Source organism: Bacillus timonensis (assembly GCF_004799755.1).
GTDB classification, from domain to species: Bacteria; Bacillota; Bacilli; order Bacillales; family Bacillaceae_L; genus Ferdinandcohnia; species Ferdinandcohnia timonensis_A.
Genome location: NZ_SLUB01000009.1, coordinates 22,662 through 42,853 on the forward strand (window position 1 = coordinate 22,662; position 20,192 = coordinate 42,853).

Annotated in this window: 20 protein-coding genes, 1 pseudogene and 2 riboswitches; of the genes and pseudogenes, 5 read left to right on the forward strand and 16 right to left on the reverse strand. The window is 37.2% G+C overall.

Features of this window, described 5'->3' with window-relative positions; translation table 11 throughout:
- Positions 1–216 precede the first annotated feature (216 nt).
- From E1I69_RS07285 to E1I69_RS07295, 3 genes are read right to left on the reverse strand one after another with little or no spacing between them, the layout of a single operon-like run.
- On the reverse strand, positions 217–534 hold the full coding sequence (locus E1I69_RS07285) for a hypothetical protein (RefSeq protein WP_136378947.1): 318 nt from the start codon (positions 532–534) through the stop codon (positions 217–219).
- Entirely contained in the window at positions 525–1,544 is a 1,020-nt protein-coding gene (locus E1I69_RS07290) for an anti-sigma factor (protein WP_136378948.1), read from the reverse strand. The genes E1I69_RS07285 and E1I69_RS07290 overlap by 10 nt, the downstream gene beginning before the upstream one ends.
- Complete coding sequence (locus E1I69_RS07295) at positions 1,537–2,028, reverse strand: sigma-70 family RNA polymerase sigma factor (RefSeq protein WP_136378949.1); 492 nt, start codon at positions 2,026–2,028, stop codon at positions 1,537–1,539. Before E1I69_RS07295 ends, E1I69_RS07290 begins: the two co-directional genes overlap by 8 nt.
- 354 nt (positions 2,029–2,382) lie before the next feature.
- On the opposite strand from E1I69_RS07295, the gene E1I69_RS07300 reads away from it, so the two are divergent.
- Positions 2,383–3,237 carry a manganese catalase family protein gene (locus tag E1I69_RS07300; RefSeq protein WP_136378950.1) on the forward strand — a complete coding sequence of 285 codons (855 nt, stop codon included), beginning with the start codon at positions 2,383–2,385 and terminating at the stop codon, positions 3,235–3,237.
- 102 nt (positions 3,238–3,339) lie between these two features.
- Here the strand turns inward: E1I69_RS07300 and E1I69_RS07305 are convergent, their stop codons facing one another.
- From E1I69_RS07305 to crcB (E1I69_RS07330), 6 genes are all read right to left on the reverse strand, one after another.
- Positions 3,340–4,083 carry an amino acid ABC transporter ATP-binding protein gene (locus E1I69_RS07305; protein ID WP_136378951.1) on the reverse strand — a complete coding sequence of 248 codons (744 nt, stop codon included), beginning with the start codon at positions 4,081–4,083 and terminating at the stop codon, positions 3,340–3,342.
- An 18-nt stretch (positions 4,084–4,101) separates the two neighbouring features.
- Positions 4,102–4,848, reverse strand: coding sequence for an amino acid ABC transporter permease (locus tag E1I69_RS07310; RefSeq protein ID WP_136378952.1), 747 nt, complete (start codon positions 4,846–4,848; stop codon positions 4,102–4,104).
- A gap of 64 nt (positions 4,849–4,912) precedes the next feature.
- A complete protein-coding gene (locus E1I69_RS07315) occupies positions 4,913–5,752 on the reverse strand; it encodes a transporter substrate-binding domain-containing protein (RefSeq protein ID WP_136378953.1) in 840 nt (279 codons plus the stop codon).
- A gap of 102 nt (positions 5,753–5,854) precedes the next feature.
- Positions 5,855–6,035, reverse strand: a riboswitch (Lysine riboswitch).
- Between the two features lie 122 nt (positions 6,036–6,157).
- A complete protein-coding gene (locus tag E1I69_RS07320) occupies positions 6,158–7,357 on the reverse strand; it encodes an MFS transporter (RefSeq protein ID WP_136378954.1) in 1,200 nt (399 codons plus the stop codon).
- Between the two features lie 374 nt (positions 7,358–7,731).
- On the reverse strand, positions 7,732–8,097 hold the full coding sequence (gene crcB / locus E1I69_RS07325; RefSeq protein ID WP_136378955.1) for a fluoride efflux transporter CrcB: 366 nt from the start codon (positions 8,095–8,097) through the stop codon (positions 7,732–7,734).
- Positions 8,094–8,495: a fluoride efflux transporter CrcB gene (crcB, locus tag E1I69_RS07330; RefSeq protein WP_207308517.1), complete on the reverse strand. Its 402-nt coding sequence runs from the start codon at positions 8,493–8,495 to the stop codon at positions 8,094–8,096. The genes crcB (E1I69_RS07325) and crcB (E1I69_RS07330) overlap by 4 nt, the downstream gene beginning before the upstream one ends.
- Positions 8,496–8,552: 57 nt before the next feature.
- Positions 8,553–8,614, reverse strand: a riboswitch (Fluoride riboswitch).
- A 141-nt stretch (positions 8,615–8,755) separates the two neighbouring features.
- On the opposite strand from crcB (E1I69_RS07330), the gene E1I69_RS07335 reads away from it, so the two are divergent.
- Positions 8,756–9,052, forward strand: a complete 297-nt coding sequence (locus tag E1I69_RS07335; protein ID WP_136378957.1) for a hypothetical protein — start codon at positions 8,756–8,758, stop codon at positions 9,050–9,052.
- Between the two features lie 22 nt (positions 9,053–9,074).
- Positions 9,075–9,866, forward strand: coding sequence for a membrane protein insertase YidC (gene yidC / locus E1I69_RS07340; protein ID WP_136378958.1), 792 nt, complete (start codon positions 9,075–9,077; stop codon positions 9,864–9,866).
- Between the two features lie 572 nt (positions 9,867–10,438).
- On the opposite strand, the gene E1I69_RS07345 is transcribed toward yidC, so the two are convergent.
- Positions 10,439–10,915 (reverse strand): hypothetical protein, encoded by a 477-nt coding sequence (locus E1I69_RS07345; protein ID WP_136378959.1) that lies wholly within the window; start codon positions 10,913–10,915, stop codon positions 10,439–10,441.
- Between the two features lie 240 nt (positions 10,916–11,155).
- Between E1I69_RS07345 and E1I69_RS07350 the strand changes: the two genes are divergently transcribed.
- Complete coding sequence (locus E1I69_RS07350; RefSeq protein WP_242634552.1) at positions 11,156–11,752, forward strand: DUF421 domain-containing protein; 597 nt, start codon at positions 11,156–11,158, stop codon at positions 11,750–11,752.
- Between the two features lie 101 nt (positions 11,753–11,853).
- Here E1I69_RS07350 and E1I69_RS07355 read toward each other — a convergent pair whose 3' ends face one another.
- Entirely contained in the window at positions 11,854–12,759 is a 906-nt protein-coding gene (locus tag E1I69_RS07355) for a DUF2935 domain-containing protein (protein ID WP_136378960.1), read from the reverse strand.
- A 265-nt stretch (positions 12,760–13,024) separates the two neighbouring features.
- On the opposite strand from E1I69_RS07355, the gene E1I69_RS07360 reads away from it, so the two are divergent.
- On the forward strand, positions 13,025–13,915 hold the full coding sequence (locus E1I69_RS07360) for a cation diffusion facilitator family transporter (RefSeq protein WP_136378961.1): 891 nt from the start codon (positions 13,025–13,027) through the stop codon (positions 13,913–13,915).
- Positions 13,916–13,976: 61 nt separating this feature from the next.
- Here the strand turns inward: E1I69_RS07360 and E1I69_RS07365 are convergent, their stop codons facing one another.
- The 5 genes and pseudogenes from E1I69_RS07365 to E1I69_RS07380 form a co-directional block, all read right to left on the reverse strand.
- Positions 13,977–15,737 (reverse strand): putative bifunctional diguanylate cyclase/phosphodiesterase, encoded by a 1,761-nt coding sequence (locus tag E1I69_RS07365; protein ID WP_136378962.1) that lies wholly within the window; start codon positions 15,735–15,737, stop codon positions 13,977–13,979.
- Positions 15,738–16,500: 763 nt separating this feature from the next.
- Entirely contained in the window at positions 16,501–16,734 is a 234-nt protein-coding gene (locus tag E1I69_RS07370) for a glutaredoxin family protein (RefSeq protein WP_136378963.1), read from the reverse strand.
- Positions 16,735–16,895: 161 nt separating this feature from the next.
- On the reverse strand, positions 16,896–17,993 hold the full coding sequence (gene tnpB / locus E1I69_RS07375) for an IS200/IS605 family element RNA-guided endonuclease TnpB (RefSeq protein ID WP_431731867.1): 1,098 nt from the start codon (positions 17,991–17,993) through the stop codon (positions 16,896–16,898).
- Positions 17,985–18,062, reverse strand: a pseudogene (locus E1I69_RS25440) (helix-turn-helix domain-containing protein); the annotation flags it as partial. The gene tnpB and the pseudogene E1I69_RS25440, both read right to left, overlap by 9 nt.
- A 955-nt stretch (positions 18,063–19,017) precedes the next feature.
- Positions 19,018–19,998: a tRNA dihydrouridine synthase gene (locus E1I69_RS07380; RefSeq protein ID WP_136378965.1), complete on the reverse strand. Its 981-nt coding sequence runs from the start codon at positions 19,996–19,998 to the stop codon at positions 19,018–19,020.
- Between the last annotated feature and the right edge of the window lie 194 nt (positions 19,999–20,192).

The window sequence follows — 20,192 nt, forward strand, 5'->3', positions numbered from 1 at the left end:
TCTGACAAAGGAAATTGAAAAAATCGCGGATGTGTCCGAAGTCGAGGCATCTTCTGATGGTAATTACTCATTCTACCCTGTAATTTGAAAAAACACGCTGAAATTCCTCAGCGTGTTACCTTTAATCCTATTATCATACACCTTGGTTCTTAGGCTGTCTTGTTTAGACAGCTCTTACCCTATATCCAAAGTCTCGTTTTTCCTAGCACGAACAATTCAAGGCTTCGGATTAATACCAACCCAGGATAAGCCGATCATTAAAAATGTAAAAAGTAAGATAAACAAACTAATCCCAATTCCCCATACTGCATATAGTCTTGATCTTTTAGATGTGATCAAACCAAGCAACCCAAGGACAAGCCCCACAACGGGTAAGTTGACAAGAACCATTTGAGGAAAGTCATCAAAATCCATCAATAACGAAATATTAACCCCTGCTAATGCGAGTAGCGCGACCAGAAAGGATAGGAAACCCGAAATGGTGGGTAGCTTTCTATGTTTTCCTTTGTTCTTATTGTTTACTTCTAGTTCCATAGCTTCACTTCCCCCACCTTCATGACACTAATTTGTTTATTTTCCTTTAGTTTTCTTAATTCGGGAGTTGGTCCAGTGACCACCGCTCCATAGACTTGGATCCCATTTTCTTCAATAAAAGGGATTCTTTCTTTTAAAACTAAAGATCGTGCCTGCGATATTCTTTCAGCCGTTTTTTCATCCTTGGCTAGGAAATGTAAAATATCTAAAAATACCTCTTCATTTGACTTTTGTCGACCATTAAATGGTGACCATGTGGTTGTGTCAACCTGTAGCGGATAGCCAATTGGCGCAACCGAGTATCCCGCATCATATAAACTCTTGTCTTCAATACCTGTATAAACGGCTACCCATCTTACTTCAACATTTTCCCCAAGCTGTTTTTCAATTTCCCCAGGCTTCATTAATTGGTTCAAAGAAAGATAAATCTCCCCCACTGTTCCATCTGGAAGGTGATCAAGAATATCCCAGTCTGATCCAACTGTTTTTCCATATGGTCCACCCGGATGAAAAAGCTTGTTAGTCTCCATGTCTCCCCTGATTGGAAGTGGCCTCTCTAGTTTCATATCCCGCTCAGGAAAGTTGGGATTATCAAGTGCAAAACTAAACGAATACTCGCCCGCTTTATAGTCCTCTTTCCCGATCCGCTTAAACACATCAAAATAAAGATCCATCGTAAAAAATCCGATATCCTCCTCTACTTCCATCTCTTCTAAACTCATATTCGGTTCCGTCACATAAATGGTTTTTGTGGTGATATCAATTAGATGGTTCGCTTTTCCGCCAATCGCGTAATACAAATAACTGCTTAATGTAAGGATTGGCACAATTAATAATAAAACTGCCAGGCTAATCATTATATTCGTTTGTAATGCGTGATTTCTCCCCGCTTTAAGCAGTCTTTTTTGTTGTGTTTCTGGTACCTTGTGACTTTTTTCATAGTCTTGCATCGATTCATTTAAAAAAGAGTGATAAAGTTCCTCATCTTGCTGATTTTGCTCTTTATCCATCGTGCCTCATCCTTTCCTTAACCCTTTCAACCACCTTTTTCCTACCCCTTGATAAATGGCTCTTTAGCGTATTTATATTTAATTGAAGAATGTCAGCCGCTTCTTTTAAGCTTAACTGGTGTAAATCACAAAGAACCAGTGCATGCATTTCCGTTTCTTTCAACGTATGAATATCGTTCATAAGAGCGGTAAAACCTTCTTTCTCTAAAAGATAACTTTCGGGTGTTTTAATACTGATTTGATGATGTACTTCATCAGTTATGACCAGCCGACTGTGTTTTCTAGTAAAATCGATAAAAGCATGGTAGGCCACTTTAAACAGCCATGGTTTAATAGTTTGGATATCATTTTCCGATAGCTGTAAATACGCCCGGTAAAACGTCTCTTGAACCAAATCTTCCGCCGTATGGTGATTTTTTGAAAGGGAAAATAAGTATCGATATAGATCATTTACATATGCTTGAAACACTTCATCTAAATCCACCGCTTCCCCCCCCAATCTATCCACGAAACAGCTATAAAAAAAGTTGCAAAATCTGAAAACTTATTTTCGATACGTATAAAAGAATATCGAATCATAGTATGGATGGATAAAAATAAAACCAGGGTCCGCCTACGTCCGTTACTCATGTAAGTCCACCCTTAGGAAAAGATAAATATCCCTGTTCCTATTCGGGATATATTCTCAAAGTTGAAAAGGATTCCTTGAGTTTATTTTTCTATTATACCGGTTTAAATCCTTCATTTAAGGAATCGCACTTTAAGAATCTACCTCCTTTTTCGCATAATTTCACTAGGGTTTGGCATTATAAGATACTAAAAGGAGTGTGATATCACTGTGTACTTTTATAAAGAGGATTTAATAAATTTGATCGTGCCTGATAAGCCTGACCCGTCCGCAGCCAAGGTCTTACAAGAAACATTGGGAGGAAGATTCGGTGAAATGCGGACTATGATGCAATTCTTTTTCCAAAGTTCAAACTTCCGCGGAAACCAAAAGCAGTACCGAGATTTAATACGAGGTGTGTTTTTAGAAGAAATCAGCCATGTTGAACTTGTCCAAACCACTATTAATCAACTTTTAAATGGATCAGGAGAAGAAGCTGTTGGGGCAGAAGGAAGCAATGATGCCCCACTTGAAGAGGCTATAAAACATGCGAATCCACATCATTTCATAATGGCTGCTCAATCGTCATTGCCAGTAGATGCTGCAGGTAATCCGTGGAATGGTAACTATGTATACAGTCACGGAAACCTAATTAGCGATTTATTGGACAATTTGGTTTTGGAATCTACTGGTGTTCTCCAAAAATCACGTATATATGAAATGAGTTCCAATAAGACTTTTAGGGAAACATTAGCTTTTTTAATTGTAAGAGACAACGCACATCAGAATGCTTTTGCAAAGGCTTTAGAAACATTAGGAGTCGATTGGGGAAAACTATTCCCAGTGCCAAATTACGATATAAATAAATATCCAGAGTGTCGTAAATATGTTGAAATGGGATTTCACAACGCGCAATTTAATTTTAGATTGGATGAAACAAGGATAGGTGAAATATTCCAAGGAACAACTCCAAGTAGAAATGGTGGAGACCTATCTATTATTGAACCACCAAAAGGCTATCCAGTCCCAGAATTGCCTGTCATGCCTAATGAACATTCTCCAGGGCTATATGATTTGAATAATTAATAATCATTTTTGAAGTGTTTAATAATGCTTCTTTGTTAATCAAAAATTTGTTCATACTAAGAAAACCGGGCAATCGCCCGGTTCTATTTGTCTATAAACAACTTAGTATGCGTGAACTAAAGTACGTTTTAAGAATTCCCTCGTACGCTCTTGTGTTGGGTTATTGAAGATGTGTTCTGGTCTTCCTTCTTCTGCAATAACTCCCTTGTCCATAAAGACAACACGATCCGATACTTCTTTTGCAAATTCCATTTCGTGCGTTACGATCAACATCGTTAGACCCGATTCAGCAAGTTCCTTCATCACTTTTAGAACTTCTCCTACCATTTCAGGATCAAGAGCTGATGTTGGTTCATCAAACAACATGACATCTGGTTCCATCGAAAGTGCCCTTGCAATCGCCACGCGTTGCTTTTGCCCACCCGATAATTGCTTCGGCTTGGCGTTAATATATTGATCCATGCCCACAACTTTCAAATATTTCATCGCTACTCTCTCGGCTTCTTCTTTGGAGCGTTTCAATACTTTTACTTGTCCTACTACACAGTTACTAAGGACATTATGATTATTAAATAAGTTAAATTGTTGGAAAACCATCCCTAAATGTCTACGATAGGTAGCGACATCATGATTGTTATCTAATATATTTTCACCTTGATAAATAATTTGCCCGCCGCTCGGTCTTTCTAATAGATTAATACAACGAAGAAGAGTTGATTTACCAGATCCGGAGGAACCGATGATGGAGACAACTTCTCCTTTATTCACCGAGAAATCAATATCTTTTAATACTTCATGAGTGCCAAAGGATTTGCTTAAATGTTGAATATCAATAATCTTTTCCATTTTCTCTCCTCCTTCTTCCTATTGTTGTTGATTAACTTGTACCGGACGATCGTTCCCAATCATCGTATAGTTATCAGAGCCATCTAATTTTTTTTCAAAGTATAGTAGGATTCTAGTGACAATAAACGTCATCACAAAATAAATCATACATGCTACGAAAAACGATTCAAAATATCTAAAATTATTCCCTGAAATTGATTTTGTCACGAAATATAATTCTGTAACGGAAATGACATTCAGAACCGATGTATCTTTGATATTTATCACAAATTGATTACCTGTTGCAGGGAGAATATTACGTATAACCTGTGGTAATACAACATTCCACATTGTTTGGAAATGATTCATTCCGATTGCATGTGCGGCTTCAAACTGTCCCTTGTCAATCGATACAATCCCACCGCGAACATACTCAGCCATATAGGCGCCTGTATTGATTGATACAACAATAATCGCTGCAACAAAAACATTCATATCTATACCAAATGCTAACGCAGAACCATAATAAATAACCATCGCTTGTACAATCATCGGTGTTCCACGGAAGAATTCAATATAGATGGAGAGGATGGCATTAACCACTTTTAAAAATAGCTTGTTCATTCCACGTTCAGGCATCGGAATGGTACGAATCACTCCTGCTAATAATCCAATCACTGCCCCAAAGATTGTCCCAATAAGAGCAATTAATAGTGTTACACCAGCACCACGAAGGAACATTGGCCAGTTTTCTGTGATAATTCGTATAACCCACTCAAAACTCATCTTTCTTCCTCCTTTGCTCTTTAAAACCGACTGTAGTAGTGGTACAGCCGGTTTCTAGTATTTTTTATTGTGCTGCTGGTTGATTTTTAATTGCTGTATCCATAATGCTTGTACGTTCTTCTTCAGAGATACCTGTTAAAGTTTCATTGATTTTATCTGTTAAGTCACTGCCCTTTTGAAGTCCAACAGCGATGGCTGTATCATCTGGTGATGTTTCAAATCCATCTTCAAACTCTACCATTACAAAGTTCTCATTTGCTGATGAAGCACTCACACCTTCTGGGCGCTCAGAAACATATCCATCAATCATTCCTGATTCAAGCGCAACTCTCATTGCTGGGAAGTTGTCCATTGCTGTTTTCTTTTCCACACCTTGAATTTGATCAATTACTGAATAGTGGAACGTATTTAACTGAGCTGTAACCTTTGCTCCCTTGAAATCTTGGATAGAGGTAGCATTTTCAAACTTGCTGCCTTTCTTGACAACCATTACTAGATTTGAAGTATAGTAATTATCCGAAAAGTCGATTGCTTCTTTACGTTCTGCTGTCGGTGACATACCTGCTATGATCGCATCAATTTTTCCAGATGTTAGAGCAGGTACAAGTCCATCCCACTCAGTTTTAACAATCACTAATTCTTTTCCTAATCCTTCAGCCACCTTTTTCGCGATTTCTACATCATAACCGCCCGCATATTCTTGTGACCCTTCTATTTTAACTGCGCCGTTGGAATCATCGTTTTGAGTCCAGTTAAATGGCGCATATCCAGCTTCAAGACCGACCTTGAAAGTATTATCCTCTGAAGACGATCCAGAATCAGAACTACTGCTTGTCCCACACCCCGCTAATAAAAGAGTGCTTGTAATTAATAAAACGACGAATAATGTTAATTTGTTTCTCATGATGTATTTCCCCCTATTTTTTGGTAGATTTCGACACAAAAAAACGACCTGAGATATACCCAGGTCGCTGTATCGTTTCCCTAAAGTCCTCTCTTTTATCCCAAATGAGATAGCACAACTCAATAAACGGAGGGTTTATTGAGACAGTCCTGCAGCTCTTAACTACAGACCCAGCATGTAATACCGAGAATATTACACACTTCGGCGACATTTCCTTCTCCTTAGCATCACTGCTTCTCAAACTCCACTAAGGACTGTTAAATATCGCGCCTCTACCTCACTATGTAAAAGTGAGGCCTTATTCGATTATTTCTTTATACTACAATAATATCTATAATTCCGTCAATCATTAACTACTGGAAATACCTAGCAAACTATATTTATTGCGTTCGAAGACTCTTTCTTTTAGGTTAATTCAATCTGCTTTGTTTCCTTCCCAAGAAGGGCAAGTGTAATCACACCAATCACAATACTTATGCAAAACAGCGTAAAAATGAAACTAATGGATTGACCTGCAGAAACAAGTGCGCCGACGAGGAGTGGTCCAAGAATTCCACCTACACGCCCAATCGCCGCGGCCATTCCAGTACCTGTCCCACGAATAACAGCAGGGTATTGTTCTGGCGTGTACGCATATAAAGCCCCCCAAGCACCGAGGTTAAAAAATGATAAAAAGATACCTGAAACAATGAGAACTGCAGTCGTTTCTGCCTCTCCGAAAACGAAGGCAGATGCTGCGGTTCCTAGCAAATAAGTAACAAGTACAAACTTTCTTCCTACCCGTTCAATTAGCCAGGCAGCTGTAAAATAACCCGGTAGCTGAGCGAGGGTCATGATTAATACATATTCGAAACTTTGAATCATACTAAATCCTTTCATGACCATCACACTTGGTAACCAAAGGAACATTCCATAGTATGAAAATACAACTGTAAACCAGACCATCCATAGAACGAATGTGGAGCGGGCATATTTCTTCGACCACACATCTCGGACGTTTTGGAAAACTGTACGTTTCTCCACCTTCTTTGGTGAAAACGCTGGAGAATCTGGAAGATTAAGTCGTAAATAAATCGCATAAAGAGCAGGTAGCGCACTAATAATAAGGGCAATTCGCCAACCATATGACGGAATAACAAAATATGAAATAAGTGCTGCAAGAAGCCAACCAAATGCCCAAAAGCTTTCAAGTAAAACCACTACTCTCCCACGTTCTTTCGCCGCCACACTCTCTGAAACGAGTGTTGAAGCAACCGGTAATTCTCCGCCAAGGCCCATCCCAACAAAAAAGCGTAGTACTAAAAATAAAAATAGGGAAGTGGTTAATGCGGAAAATCCACTCGCAAGTGAAAACAGTAATAAAGTAATAATAAATATATTTTTTCTACCAATCCTATCCGCCCATAATCCAAATAGAAGAGCACCGATAGCCATCCCGATTGAGTTCACACTTCCGATCCATCCCATCTGTTGCGGTGTCAAATCCCAATCTACTTTAAGTGCTGCAATTATAAAAGAAAGCATCCCGACATCCATTGCATCAAACATCCAGCCGAGCCCCGCAATACCAAGAAGCCTCCTCTTTGAAACTGTTTTTTCTGTCATGATTTTTCCTCCTAGTGTCTTGACAGTTGTCATTACCACTTTACTATAATCTGCTTGAATCAAAATGACAAGGTATTTTTCTCAATCTGGATTAAGCTCATATCCTTTCAACTCATACGATCTTTACAGCTTTAAAACAAATTTAATCTTGAATAGTGAAGTAAAAAATGAGAATAGTACAAGATTGACCTCCTGTGTCAAGATTTATACACAAAAAAAGATCTTGTTCACAAAAAAACACGCTGAAATTCGTCAGCGTGTTTGCTTATTTAATATCATGGGGATTTGGTGTAACTCTTTTAAAGGAGACTCTCTTATTTAACAATCAATTTTCCTTTTGGGGCTTTTAATCAATCATTCTTTCTTGCTTTGTTTTAAACAAACAAACTGCCTAGTTTAATTCCAATAAAAGCAAGTAAGATTCCAAACGTATAGCTGATTCCTAAATATAAAAGAACCTCTTTCCAATTTCTCTTGGCAAGCAGTTGTATATTCTCAAGTTTGAATGTTGAAAACGTCGTAAATGCTCCCATGAAACCAGTACCAAAGAGTAATTTCCATGTATTTTCTAAATGGGCTCCAAAGATTAATCCTAATAGAAATGAACCTATCAAATTAATGAATAAAGTAGCAATCGGAAAAGCAGATGGATATCTCCCTTTTATAAAATTACTTAACCCAAAACGAGAGATGGCTCCCAAAAAACCTCCAACTGCAACCAAAGCTATATGTAATATCATGATTTCCCACCTACTTCTGCCACATTTTCATCCTTAAGACCGAGTCTATAGCCCATCCATGAGAATAAAAGACCTCCCCAAAGACTAAGAAATACGTATAGTATTGCTGTTCCCCATTTGGCCGCACTCATTAACTGAACGGTTTCAACACTAAACGTTGAAAATGTGGTAAATGAGCCAATCAGACCTGTACTCAATGCTGTGACGAGATGCGGTTGTAAAAATGTAAATCTCGGTAAAAAGTGGGTAAACCAACCTAACATAAAACTTCCGACCAGATTGGTTACAAATGTGGCTAATGGGAAGTCATAAAACCACCAATGACCAAAATAAATACCTATTAAATACCGTAACAATGCCCCAATAATGCCAGCAATCCCCACTAATAAATAGTTCAAAATTTTTCACCTCAACTATAAAGTTCCCCAAAAAAATAGACTCCTACCAGATATATGTTACTGGTAGGAGTCATTAGCCCTTTAAGGCGTTTCTGGCGAACTCCATCGCCTTTAAATGATAAATGTATTTTACCAAAAAGTGTTTGTAATGCCAACACTTATCTGTTTTAGCTTAACTTCCAAAAATTAATTTTTGTGAGTTACTTAGAATTCATGTATAGTAAAAGTATTCGAAAATGAAATTGGGGGGTGAACATCCTTTGTTGATAGATTTTCTTTTATTAGATCCGGAAGTTTATACGCAAATGGCACTTAACGTAAGTGTCTGTATTGGATTAATGTTACTATTGCTTTCTACACAAAGGGTTCAGATTGGTTTTAGTTCACCCTTATCCAATTTCACGGACACGAAAATTAGTGAATGTAAGAAGTTTGATGGGAATCGAAGCCTTTTAATTCAGTACTTTATCACAAGGAGAATTACAAAATCGATTCGAAATAAAATATATACAAGTGATGATTCTGAGAGTGTTGTTTCCTTTTATCTTAACAGTTAAATCTAACTTTTAAGGAGGAAACATGAAAAATTCTCGTTTTCACACCAAACTGATCATTCTTTTATCCGTACTAACAGCACTACTTTCAGGATGCGGAATAAATTCAAGTGACAATCATGTAGGCTTTTTCAACAAATTTGTAGTGGACCCTATCACACAGTTCATAAATTTTATCGCAAATACATTTGATGGCAGTTACGGTATTGCGATCATTGTTGTAACCATATGCATACGATTGATTATGATGCCATCTATGTTAAAGCAGTATAAAAATCAATCTGTTATGAAAGAAAAGATGGATTTAGTAAAGCCTGAAATGGAAAAGATCCAGCAGAAAATCTCAGCTGAAACCGATCCGAAAAAGAAACAAGACTTACAACGCGAAATGATGGGCCTTTACCGACAGCATGGAATTAACCCACTTAATATGGGGTGTTTGCCATTACTTATTCAAATGCCGATCTTAACCGGACTATATTATGCAATTCGCAGTTCAGCCGAAATCTCGCAACACACTTTCTTATGGTTTAGCCTAGGGCAGCCTGATTTAATGTTAACCATTATTGCTGGGGTTATTTATTACACTCAATTTAGAATCTCCCAGTTAAATTTGTCCCAAAGCCAACAGCAACAAATGAAATTTATGGGCTTATTGTCACCGATTATGATTGTTGTCATTTCATATAATGCTCCTGCTGCACTACCACTTTATTGGGCAGTAGGCGGAATCTTCTTGACACTTCAAACACTGATTGGTCATCGACTTTACCGAAACCAAAAGGTTGAAAAACTCGTCGAAAATAAACAAATTTAATAATGAGATAGGACCAGATCCCATAGTAGCAACTTAGGGGCTGGTCCTTTTTTTCGTCTTTTCTATGAATCTTTTTCGTTAATGGAACTTAAAAAATACCCTGAGAAATCGATAATACAAAATGGTTAAGGACGTAACAAATAAATACACTGGAAAAGAATAAATAGACTTCCATTCCTTGAATGTGAAAACACCAAACACGACAGTAATCCATTCATATCCCACACTAAATATCGAAAACGCCACTATATATAAAAAGGTGTAGATATGTTTTATTTTAAATTTTTCATATAAATAAAGGTATATATAAGCAAATGGACCGTATAGAAGATAGGAAAAAATATCAAACATCTCAAACCTGCTACTATCCATCAGATCATATAAATCCAAGGGTGGGCCGGCTAATAAATGGTCAGAAATTCTTGCTATTGTTGCAGAGAATACAAGAATTAAGATAATTATACTCAAAGAGAACTTTCTTCTTGGTAAAAAGAATACCGAATAGGAAGCTATTAGAGATAGGATCACAAACCATTCATTTTTGCTAAATTCAATAGGTAACGGAAGCAAATTCATGATAAAATTCCTTCCTTACGAAGTAACAACCTGAATCCTTGATGAGCAAGTAAAGTAAAGAAAAATATAAAACCCCACATCATGCTTAACATCACATGATTCCAATCATGAAATTGATAGACACCATAAAGTCTTAATATATAATCACCTATGTACAAGAGAATGAAAAAGCACACTAACAGGAAACCAGATCTATAGAAATTACGTTTTGTTCCCAGCCACAGGTCGATTAGCCATAAGAGTGTTAGAGGAACATAGATGACTCCGTACAGACGAAATGCAACAAGATCCTGTAGCTTTTTACTAACTTCCCACAATTCAAGGTTTACACAAATAATCGATACAAAACTGGTATAGATAAACACCAAAATAAATAATATAAATACCTGTTCAAGAATACTCAATTGCATCTTTGTCGAAAAAAAAGCGATCACCAATAGCATGGTCAAACAAAAAGTAAGTGTTAGTGACATAACAAATACCTCCAACCAGGTTTTTATAGCTAAAACACAATCACAAACCGAATCTTCATGTTTTTTATTTTATAACTTACGGATTTCAAAAAGTTGGTTTGTGGTTATGTTTCCCAATAAGATGAGAATTATTGTTAGTTACTATTTGTTTGTTAATAACAGAGATTAAGTTGTTACCTCATAAAGAAGAGGCAAAATGGGAATTTTAAGGAGAATAATGGAACTAGGAGGAGGTTAAACATGGAACTATCGTTTATTTGGAAATCATTTGTACTAGTTTTAGGTGGTATTCTTTTGATAAGAATAGCAGGCAGAAAATCGGTATCACAAATGACACTTGCTCAAACCATTGTGATGATTTCAATTGGGACGATTATCGTACAACCTATGTTACAAAAAGATTTAGTAAAGACACTTGTTGGAGCAGGTATCTTTGTGGCTACTATGCTTATTATTGAATATTTGGAATTAAAATTTAACATTGTGGAAAAATTCATTACGGGTAAATCTAAAATCGTGATTGAGAATGGTTCATTGAATATCAAGAATTTGAAAAAGCTACGTCTCACGGTTGACCAATTGGAGATGCGGTTTCGCAATCAGGGAATATCTACTCTTAACGACATCAAAACGGCAACCATTGAGCCTAATGGACTGCTTGGTTATGAATTAAAAGAAGAGGCTAAACCATTAACCGTTGGCGAATTTAAAAAACTTTTAGATTCTTATTTCCCATCCCTTCAAAATCAGGAACAAAATCAATCAACACAAAAGGATTCTATTTTTGAAGAAATTAGTCATAACAAACCGCAAGATCATCCAAAATATTTACAGTAATACAGTGCCTTTTGAGCAAAAAAAGAATATCAGATTTAAAGTTCCGTCTGATATTCTTGATTATTTTTGTTTCGTAAGGTTTTTAAATGTACACTCTTCCACTATAAGTGCCGTTCATTCATCATTTTTGTGTTTAATCTTTCTTCTAAAATATGAATCATGTAAAGGAAATGGTCAGCTTCCCTTACGACATGATCTGCTAATAATGGATTAATAACGTTCCGAATTTGGCAGGATTTAATGAGGTCCAGACCGGCCTTTTTAAAGTCACGTATTTCTTGAGCAGCACTCTCACTATCTTTATTCATTTTTCCGATAATAGGATAAGTAGGCTGCTTACGGTATAACATGGATTCTACATCTCTAGCTTGATTCAAAAGTGTTTCAAAATCATCTCCAAATTTTAAGGCAGCCTTTACCAAATTTCTCTCTGACTGGTCAAGTAAAGATGCAATAAATCGAGAGTGTTCCATCATAATTTTTAACCAAAATACATTTTCGCTGATGATCGCATCCTGGATAGGGTCCAAGACTCCCTGGTTAAACTTTTTCAGTGTCCTCATAAAATATTCCGCTTCACGAGCAATATGGTCAACGAGCAATGGGAAATTGAAACCACTTACCTTACAATTGATGATTAAGATTAGGAGGTTCCTTTTGAAATTTCGAAACCCATGAACCAACTCAATACTTTCTTCGTTTAATTTCCTTACTAACGTTACATTGTTTGGAATTTGGTGCGCCTTTTTTTCCTGTTGTTCAAAGTAATAGTAAAACCTATCTGTTTGTTGAATGAGATGAGTATCTTTCCGGTTAAATCCCTCCCCCAAGAACAAGGCATGCTCCTTCATGATCCTTAGCCAAAATCTATTTTCTGTGAGGGAACGCTCAACAAATAATTGCTCTGAAAGTGATTCGGGTTTTGCAGCAAACGATTCAGGCGCAACTAACATTTGATTAAACTGCCCCATACTTACATGACCAGGGAGTTGAGGCTGATTTTGCATGGTATCCCACCTTTGCTCTGACTTTATTACTAAAGATATTTGCCTAGTGATTCAAATATGTTCTGGACAAGAACAAATATTTATAAGCCTCCAGAGCGAATAAAAGTCAAACAGCTACTTATGCCATTCCCCAAAAGTTTTTCCTCGGGTAAAAACTCTTTCCTAATCAGTTATATTGTTGCTATTTCACAAAAACGTTGCCATAGACTAACACGAAACCCCTTTGTTACAATAAGATTCGATGTTAATTTTTGGAGGATGAAAAATGGAACAGAGATATCAAGATCTGAAATTAGGGGAACGTGGTGCGATTTTAAGCATTGCTGTATATATCTTGTTATCATTATTAAAATTAATGATCGGGTATATTTCCGATTCAGAGGCTCTAAAGGCGGACGGTTTAAATAACACAACTGATATCGTTGCTTCAGTTGCCGTTTTAATTGGTTTAAAGTTTTCTCAAAAACCCGCTGATGATGATCATCCTTATGGCCATTGGAAAGCCGAAACCGTTTCGTCCTTAATTGCTTCTTTAATCATGATGGTTGTCGGGGTTCAAGTTTTATATGGTGCAGCTACTTCTATTTTCATTGGTAACCATGAATCTCCTGATATGATAGCAGCTTGGACAGGATTTGTTTCAGCCTTTATTATGTTATTGGTATATCGATATAATAAAAATCTAGCTAAAAAAGTGAAAAGTCATGCCGTTATGTCCGCTGCTAAAGATAATCTCTCCGATGCATGGGTGAGTGTTGGTACCGCAATCGGTATTTTAGGTTCCCAACTCGGTCTACCTTGGCTTGATCCAGTGACTGCATTTATAGTAGGATTATTAATCTGTAAAACCGGATGGGACATTTTCCGAGAATCTTCTCATTATTTAACGGATGGCTTTGATATAGAGGATTTAGCCGAATACAAACAGACCATTTTGAATATAAACGGGGTTCTTGAAGTAAAAGATATTAAGGGACGAACATATGGAAATAGCAATGTTGTGGATGTTGTCATATCTGTTCCGAGTCATTTAGACATTACCGAAGCACATGAAATATCAACAAAAGTAGAGGTCACGTTAATGAAGGAACATAACGTACAGGATGTCCATGTGCATGTTGAGCCAGTTGAAGATGACAAGTTTATTATGAGTTAAGCAAAAGCAACGTCAAATGACGTTGCTTCTTCTCCTTTAATGACAGGAATTGCGACTCATCTTAGGCATTAACTTCTTTTAACAAATATTCTTCAAATGCTTGACTATTCAATGGTTTGCTAAAATAAAAACCTTGGCCAAACAATAAGCCATCTTTGTTAAGTTCATTGACATGTTCCTGCGTTTCGATTCCTTCTGCAATAACATTTAAACCTAAAGTCGTTGCCAGTGTTAAAACAGATTTTACAATGGCTTTGCTTTCATCATTCTCATGAATATCTTTAATGAATGAAGCATCGACCTTCAGCGTATCAATCGGAAGATGCTTAAGATAACTAAGCGAACTATATCCCGTTCCGAAATCATCGATTGAAATTTGAATCCCTAACTGGCGGATTTCCTCAAGAACAGATGCAGCATCATTCACATCCATAAAAACACTTTCGGTCACTTCAATTTCAAGCCATTGTGGGTCTAAATCTGTTTCTTTTAGGATATTCTCAACCGTTTTGATGAAATGAGGATCCTCTAGCTGTCGGATGGATACGTTAACCGAAATGACCAATGATTGATAGCCATTTGCTTGCCATTTCTTCATTTGCCTACAGCTTTCCCGCAAGATCCATTCTCCTAATGGCACAATCAATCCCGTTTCTTCAGCCAATGATATGAATTTTCCAGGTGGAATGGTACCTAACTCGGGATGTTTCCATCGAACCAGTGCCTCCATTCCAATTAGTTGTTTGGTAGATATATTTAGTTTAGGCTGGTATTCTACATAAAATTGTTCTTCTTTTATCGCATGTCTCAATGCATTTTCAAGTAATCTGCGTTCTAACGATTCATTTTTAATTTTATTATTAAACAGTAAATAATGATTCTTCCCTGTATTTTTGACATTATAAAGAGCATCATCTGCATTCTTAATTAATTCTCTCGAAGTAGTGCCGTCTTTAGGATAAGTAGCGACCCCAATACTACATGTCAAGATATAGTCCTGTCCGGAAATAGAAATCGGAGAGTTGAATTTTGTTAGGATGTGATTCACATATTTTTTTAAATCCTCTTCATCTTTTATATCCTTTAGCAATACGATAAATTCATCCCCACCAACACGGCCTACAAGATCGCTTGGGCGAATCGAATCCTTTATGATTCTTGCAGCTTCAATTAAAACTTGATCGCCTACATCATGGCCCCACTGATCGTTAATCGATTTAAAATTATCAAGGTCAATAAATAGAACCGACATTTTAGATGGCGTGTTCAACTTTTTCCTGTCGAGAACTTCCCTATTCAATTCGTTCATAAAAGAACGTCGATTCGGCAGATTGGTTAATGTATCATGAAAAGCCAGATGGTATATTTTTTGTTCAAACATCTTTCTATATCGAATATCACGCATGACAACGAGAATTAAATCATTTTTAGAAAATGATGATTGGTCAATGACACTAAAACTCGCCTCTATATCTATGTATTCTCCATTATTATCGCGGATACGAATCTCAATATGTCGGACTGTTTTCTTCCTCTTGCAAAAGATCCTTATTTCCTTGTTCACCATCTCTTGATCGTCTGGATGGATCATTTCAAAAAAGTTAAGATGCCCGATGTGGGATAGGTCATAGTTTAATATAGCTTCAAAGGAAGGTGACGCATATTGAAAAGAGCCGTCTACTTCAATGAGACTAATTAAATCTGTAGTGTTTTCAGCTATCAATCTATATTTTTCGTTTTGTTCTTCAATTTGTTTTTGTTTTGCTATATCAGAGCTTATGGATTTATTTACATAATTTAGGGTACTATTCATGTTTTCCATATCATTAAACTCCTTTAATGTTTGCAATTACCTTCATTCGATTGAATTAAGGAATCGTGAGACTTCACTTTATATTAGCATTTAATGTATTTTGCGTCAATTTAAGATTCTTGAATTCAAGATATTTTGATTTCGTTAAATAAAAAATATGAGTACAGAATTACTCTGAGAGTAAAAGCACCAAAAATCAGAACCCTTTACCCTATTGGATACACACTTTACTCCAATAGGGGTAGACCTGATTTTTTCTTCAAAGATAAAAATGGATCATAGCTCGTAATTTGCTTGTTTCACGCAAAATGCAAAAAGACCAGCCCAAGTGCTCACTTTACTCAACTGGGGTCTGGCCTACTATTCATAACTCGATCGGGATATAATTTAAAGTGTGATTTTTAAAGTTCCTACACTCGGAGGACCTTAAATTGTCCGCCGCCAAATAATGCTTTGACGTAATCAAGTTTTGTATTTTCGAAATACACTTTGTCTCTTTCGTTCACTAAAAATTGAATTCCATCCTGTTCAGTGATTTCATCACTATCTAAAGCCGACTCTTCCAGAGTCAGACGAAGCTGTGGACCCCCTCAGCCAATTCCCATTGCTAAGCGAATAAATGGCTTTTTACCTTCTTCAAGAACATCCTTCACTTCATCTTTAATCACTGATATAGCAGCATGCGTAATTTGAAGCATGAATTCACCTCCTTCTCCTTATAAGGATAGAGTTTGCAATCCGATACGTTTTATAACGCAAGCGAAGGTATTTCTTAATGCTTTACCAATTGCATTACTTTTTCGGGATCAAATCCTAATACCCATTGGCCATTAATTTCGGTTTGGGGAACTCCCATCTGTCCTGTCGTTTTAACTAAACGATTTGCAGCAATCGGATCTTGTTGGACGTTTACCTCTTTAAAAGAAAATCCATTCTCCTTTAAAAAGTTTTTCATCATAACACAGTAAGGACATGTGTTTGTTGTATAGACTGTAATTTGGTTCATAAAAAGATCTCCTTTTTAATGGTGTTTTTGATACTTAAGGTTACCTTTAGCTGAATGCTTTTTGAACCTCCCATGACTAAAGACATAGGATTCCTACGCTATTACTCCTTATGGAGCAAGGTAAGTAGGCTATCCCCGTAGTCCCTACGGTTCTATAATGTTTATGCTGTTATGAGACGTTTCCCTTCGGCAAGTATATTGATACTTGCATTGTGGTCTCGGTCATGTTGTGCATGACAAGATGGGCATACCCACTGACGTACTTGAAGATTCTTCACTTCTTTATGTTGATAGCCACAGCAAGAGCATAGCTGACTGCTTGGAAAGTTCTTCGAAACGACAACAAGTTTCTTCCCATACCAGTTGCATTTGTATTCCAACATCGTACGAAATTCAGCCCATGAGACATCGCTAATGGCTTTGGCTAATTTGTGGTTTTTCAGCATATTGGCTACTTGTAAATCTTCTATAACAATCAGGTCGTGGTTTTTGACCAATTGTGTAGAAGTATTGTGCAAGTAATCATTTCTTCGATTGGAGATTTTCTCATGAAGTCGAGCGACTTTGACTTTTTGTTGTTGCCACTTCGAAGAACCTTCTATTCTACGAGAAAGGGTACGTTGTTCCTTGATTAATTTTTGTTCCATGCTCCGTAGGAAATGGCGGTTTTCAATTTGTTCCTTATGAGAAAACACAGCAAAATCCTTCAACCCAAGATCAATACCGACTTCCTTTTGGGTTTTTGGAAGGTGTTTAATGTTTACTTCTGAAACTATGGATACAAAGTATTTGTCCGAAGAGTTGAGTCTAATCGTTGCATTCAGGATTTTACCTTCCACGTCTCTTGATTTGGCAAAACGAACCCAGCCCAATTTTGGCAATTTTACTTTATTGCCGACAATCGCAATGTTTCCATTCGTATATTTTGTTGTATAGGATTGCACAGGGTTCTTTTTGCTTTTAAAACGCGGTGAGCCATTCTGTTTCTTGTAATTACGAGTATAAGCATCATTGAGATTTTCAACGGATTTCTGCAAGGCAATGCTGTCTACTTCTTTTAAGAAGGAGTAATGCTGTTTTAATTCTTTGACAGCTTTAATCGACTCATTTTTATTAAAAAATGAGCCTTTCCAGTTGTTAGTGGGAAGTTGACCATTTTGAACCATCAGTTCAACTATATACCAATAAGCATCTTTTTCTTTTTGCTTCCCTAAGAAATGATTAAACACGAAACGAGTACAACCAATGGTTTTATTGATTAAAACTGCTTGTTCATTCGTTGGATAGATGCGAAATTTATAGGCTTTATGTCGATTCAAAATGTACACCTCCTTTGGAAAATAGTTACTCTAATTACAGAACGTATGTACGGTTATGACAACAAAAAAGGTTCAATTCATCTTATGACTAAAGTCAAGTGTGTTCTCGAATTACTAAATAAATAAGGTAAATGGCTCCTCCCAGGAGCCAGACTAATGTCCCTGGTCATATGGGAATCGGTTTTCTTACCGGTTTTCCTTCTTCAGAAACGTTAGGTCGACTAATTCCTCAGGAACCCGTTGTGGCGCAATCCTTTTTTTGATTAGGGTTATCAGACATGTTAAGACCTCCCTTCTTTTGTTACTTTTATTGAAAAAATTCTATTGTTATTCTTATACTCATTATATACCCTTGTGGGTATATTTGCAATTTAATAGATGTGCATAAAGCATTACCGGTATACCACTAAACCGCAAAACAATAAATGGTATACCGCAAGCGGCTTTATCGGTATACCACTCAACCGCAAAACGATAAATGGTATACCGCAAGCGGCTTTATCGGTATACCACTCAACCGCAAAACGATAAATGGTATACCGCAAGCGGCTTTTTCGGTATACCACTCAACCGTAAAACGATAAATGGTATACCGCAAGCGGCTTTTTCGGTATACCACTCAACCGCAAAACGATAAATGGTATACCGCAAGCGGCTTTACCGGTATACCACTCAACCGCAAAACGATAAATGATATACCGCAAGCGGCTTTATCGGTATACCACTCAACCGTAAAACGATAAATGGTATACCGCAAGCGGCTTTATCGGTATATCGCTCAACCGCAAAACGATAAATGGTATACCGCAAGCGGCATAAACGGTATAATCCCAACCCGTTAATATAGCTAAAGTACGGTTAGGACCAAATCAAACAAAAATCGGCGGGATGAATTCGGTTCAATACCGTTCACACCCGCCAATTCACTACTTTCTATAAACGATAATTTTTGAAGCTACATCTACTATTCTAAAGTCCCATCAACTTTCTCTAAATCAAAGTTATCGAGCAAAGCACGAACTTCATCTGTTGACTCTGTGTTCATCAATTGAACTCTTAATTCACTTGCCCCTCGAAATCCTTTGACATAGATTTTGAAAAAGCGATGAAGAGGCTTGAATGAACGTGGCTCTATTTTTGAATATTTATCATGGAGGTCCAGATGCAATCTTAAGAGATCGAGTAATTCCTGACTACTGTGCTCTCTTGGCTCTTTTTCAAAGGCAAATGGATTTTTAAAAATACCACGCCCAATCATAACCCCATCAACACCATATTGATTAGCCAGCTCTAGGCCCTTTTGACGGTCAGGAATATCCCCATTGATCGTTAAAAGGGTATCGGGCGCCACTTCATCACGAAGTTTCTTAATCTCCGGAATCAGCTCCCAATGCGCATCTACTTTACTCATTTCCTTTCTTGTACGGAGATGAATAGAAAGATTCGCAATGTCTTGTTTCAATACATGTTTTAGCCAGTCTCGCCATTCGTCTATATCCGTGTAGCCCAGCCTTGTCTTTACACTTACAGGTAATCCTCCTGCTTTTGCTGCTTGGATTAACTCTGCTGCCACTTCCGCACGGAGAATCAGACCAGCTCCTTTCCCTTTCGATGCCACATTATGGACAGGGCAGCCCATATTGATATCTATTCCCCGAAAGCCAAGCTCCGCCATTCCAATACTCATTTGTCGGAAGTATTCGGGCTTGTCGCCCCATATATGAGCCACAATAGGCTGCTCATCTTCTGTAAAAGTCAATCGCCCACGCACACTTTGGTTTCCCTCAGGGTGACAATAACTCACCGTGTTTGTAAACTCAGTAAAAAACACATCGGGTCTAGCTGCTTCACTCACAACATGTCGGAAAACAACATCTGTCACATCTTCCATTGGTGCTAGTATAAAAAATGGTCGTGGTAATTCACGCCAAAAATTTTCTGTCATGTTCCACTACAAATCCTTTCATAATGGGATACTAAGCCTAACTCTTGTCCCAAAATTAAAAAGCAAAAATGTTTTTGCTCCTTTTACACTTATACCATGCTTAGGTACTTTTTATCAAATGTAGGTTTTGAAAGTAATAGAGAAGACCTGAGTATTCTTGTTTGACCGGTTGTTCCATGGAAAAACAATTTGAG